The sequence below is a fragment of the Rhizobacter sp. P1_G5 genome, assembly GCF_056405435.1.
Genome location: NZ_JBFUCB010000650.1, coordinates 1 through 3,259, shown reverse-complemented (window position 1 = coordinate 3,259; position 3,259 = coordinate 1). Strand labels below are relative to the sequence as shown.

Sequence of the window (3,259 nt, the reverse complement as noted above, 5' to 3'; positions counted from 1 at the left end):
CCGGTGCGGTGACGGAAAACTTCGAGCACGATGCGCTGGGTCGGCTGCAGCGCTACACGGTGGCAGCCCCTGCGATCAGCGGCTTGGTCCGCACTGTCAGCCTGCAATACAACGCGCTGGGCAGCATCCTCTACAAGAGCGATGTCGGGGTGTACAGCTACGGCGCGCAAGGCGCGAATGCGGTGCGGCCGCATGCGGTGCAGAGCATCGAAGGCGCTGCSCCCAACACCTWCGGCTTCGATGCGAACGGSAACRTCGCCAGCGCGACGGCGGGCAAGTAYCGMGGSATCACSTWCACSGGCTTCAACCTGCCGGACAGTCAGAGCGGAGTGCAAGGGCCTGCAGGCGGGCCGAGCTACGTGTGGGGCTACGACGAGGACCACGCGCGCATCCGCGARGTGCGGACSATCCCGAGCGGCACCAACGCCGGTACGAGAACCACGTGGTACCTGCACTCGGACAACACGGGTGGTCTGGCCTTCGAGAGCGAGGTCAACGCGCCGACGAGCCCGAGCGCTGCGAACCCTGCGGTCACGAGCAACCGCCACTACCTGAGCGCAGGCGGCCAGAGCCTTGGGGTGCTGGTCACCACCGGCGCGCTGCCTACGCTTGGCGCTACGCAGACCGCACCGCCCGTGCAGTCGAGCCTGAGCGCGGTGAAGCTGGAGTACTGGCACAAGGATCACCTGGGCAGCATCGCGGCGACGACCGACCACAACGGCGATGTGACGGCCCGTGATGCATACGACCCGTTCGGCAAGCGGCGTTTTGCGAACGGCAACTACGACGCTGCCGGCACGCTGGTGATCGACTGGAGCCCSGCCGTCAACAGCGGCACSGACCGCGGCTTCACCGGCCAYGAGCARCTCGACGACATCGGGCTCACGCACATGAACGGSCGGCTGTACGACGCCACCATAGGGCGCTTCCTGTCGACAGACCAGCTCGTCAGCGACCCGTCGGACCTGCAGGCCTACAACCGCTACAGCTACGTGCGCAACGATCCGCTGGCGCGTACGGACCCGAGCGGCTGGGCTGAGGTGGCAGGAAGAAGCAAGACAGACGACTTCTGGAGAAGAAGCGGCCATGGAAAATGGGGTGGGACGGATTGCGACCCGATTTGTCAGGTTGACACTGATTCCGGTGGCCCCACGCTGGAAAGCTCTTCGTCAGGAAGTGGTTCCACCACGGCCGGTTCGCAGCAGGACGAAGGCGGTTCGAAGTGGACCGGGCAGATCCTGCGAATGGTCGGAGACTTCTTCAAGGTCCCGGACTACAGTCTGTTGTCCGACGAGGCGTTGAGCAAGCTCAGCTACAACAACTACGCGGCTAATCGCGAGAAGGTCAGACGCGCCGAGGCCGCGGGGCTGGTGCCGTATTCGATGGGCGGGGCCTTGCACGGCGTGTATGAACTGTCGTCCAATGCCGTGCCAGTGGAGTCGATCGGACTCAAGGCCCTGAGTAGCGTCGCAAGTAGTATTAGGCTAGCGGGATCTGCCGCAAAGGGCGCAGTTGCGCTTGACACGAATGCGCTGGTCGCCATCTTGGAAAAAAGGAATACGAGCATTCTGAGTGGTGGCGAGCGCGCTTATGTCTCATTCACTGCAGCGAAGGAATTTTTGGCGGGTGGGGGGTCAGTTGACGCACTCCGCCAACTTCTGAGGGCCAACGGTGGTCGGATTATTTCGGGCACTGAGGAATTGGCTGCCTCACTTCGAGGCCAAGCTATTGAACTCGGGCGATCATTGAAAGTGCCTGACTCACGGGTCGCAGCCGCTGCCATTCAGAATAAATTGACACTAATAACACAAGATGGGAAGCTGACACGCTTCTTGCAATCGATTGGCATGCCAGTAAAGGGGTTCTAAGATGCCTGCTTTTAATAGAGTTTCGTTTCCTGAGCGCTGCGATAAGTGTGGTTTGACTCACGTGCAGGTTGTTCAATTTCGATACGGCAGGGTATGGCAGCTTGACTACAAAATTGGCGATCGAATTGAGTGGGGTAAGAACTCTGTCGGGAATCCAACGGGCAGCGTCGTTGTGGAAGGCATCGCCGAAAATATCATTAACCCATGTGGGCCTGGGGTCGAAAATTACTATGTGTTCATTGCTGACTCGGTCATCGAAGATGTGCGTGCGGCGGATGGGGCATACGACCTCTCAAAAACAGAGCAGGGCTGGATTAGCCGATAGTGTTCGCGCTGAGCGGCGATACGCTCGGGTGCCTTAGCTGAGGACTTCCAGAATGGTCGCAACTTCGGCTATGGGTTTGGCTTCTGGGCGTTGATTGCCAGTGCGAAATCRCAGCCTGGAGAAGTTGGAGCATACGTTGCCGCGCCGACTCGTGGGACAGTTGCTGAGGGCGTCGCGATCACAGCAAAGGGTTCTGAGAATGCGTTGACCCCTTCGATTAAAAGTTCAATGAGATCATCAAATGCGCGAACCAACCATTCTCATTTCATTTGCGATGCTGCAGCGTCGACTGCTTGAATGCCTGCAAATGCAACATCCCGACTACTTTGTCGGGAAGTGGCTTCTTGGGGCGCGCTCCAGGGCTGCGGTGAATATGGATGGAGAGATCTGGAATGTCTTGAAGCATGGGGCCGGAATCATGTTCAAGCGCCACGAGCCGAAACCAGAGCTAGTGGTGGATGTTCACGCAGAAGTCAACGCTGCCGACCGAATTGATGCGTGGCGACTGCAGCAATTCCTCGAGTCAACAGGAAAGCCTGTGGAGTTCGATGAAGCTGAGGCGATGCTCCGGCAGGCGCGAGCCGCGGGTGAACTCGTCCAACGCGTTGATGGAGGCTACGCGCTTCGCAACTGACAAGGCTGAGGAGCCAAGGGAGCCTCTGCAAAACCGGCCCGAGCCTTGGACAGGACCGACGCGGGGCAGATGGCCGAGATGCTCAGCATCCACGTGCGTCCACCCGAGCGTGAGCTTCGGTGCCCGCGGCAGCCGCAGGGCGAGGTTGTCGAGCACGGCGTATGGCGCGCTGGTGCTCACCACCACCGACGACCAGGGCCGCACGCGCCGCGAGGAGAGCAGCGTCGAAGGGCGCACGATCCGCATCACCGACCCGCTGGGTGCGCAGATCGTTCACCAGCACGACGCGTTCGGCAACCTGGTGGCGACGAAGGATGCGCTGCAGAACACGGTGCAGATCGTCTACGACCTGCGGGCACGACGCGTTCGGCAACCTGGTGGCGACGAAGGATGCGCTGCAGAACACGGTGCAGATCGTCTACGACCTGCGGG

4 protein-coding genes are annotated in these 3,259 nt (G+C 60.7%); all 4 read left to right on the top strand.

Annotated features, from left to right (window positions below; genetic code table 11):
- The coding region (locus AC1D12_RS28835) for an RHS repeat-associated core domain-containing protein (RefSeq protein WP_477844553.1) at window positions 1-1,868 on the top strand (1,868 nt) is incomplete at its 5' end.
- 52 nt (window positions 1,869-1,920) lie between these two features.
- The gene (locus AC1D12_RS28830) at window positions 1,921-2,193 is read left to right on the top strand and encodes a hypothetical protein (protein ID WP_477829135.1); all 273 of its coding nucleotides are present in this window, start codon (window positions 1,921-1,923) and stop codon (window positions 2,191-2,193) included.
- Window positions 2,194-2,434: 241 nt separating this feature from the next.
- On the top strand, window positions 2,435-2,827 hold the full coding sequence (locus tag AC1D12_RS28825; RefSeq protein ID WP_477844551.1) for a DUF6896 domain-containing protein: 393 nt from the start codon (window positions 2,435-2,437) through the stop codon (window positions 2,825-2,827).
- Window positions 2,828-2,972: 145 nt separating this feature from the next.
- A partial coding sequence (locus tag AC1D12_RS28820) for an RHS repeat domain-containing protein (protein ID WP_477844549.1) occupies window positions 2,973-3,259 on the top strand: 287 nt, incomplete at its 3' end.

What these genes read in the sequence shown, in the direction of transcription:
- AC1D12_RS28825 (WP_477844551.1), top strand. Translation starts at nt 2,435, where the DNA reads ATGCGCGAACCAACCATTCTCATTTCATTTGCGATGCTGCAGCGTCGA.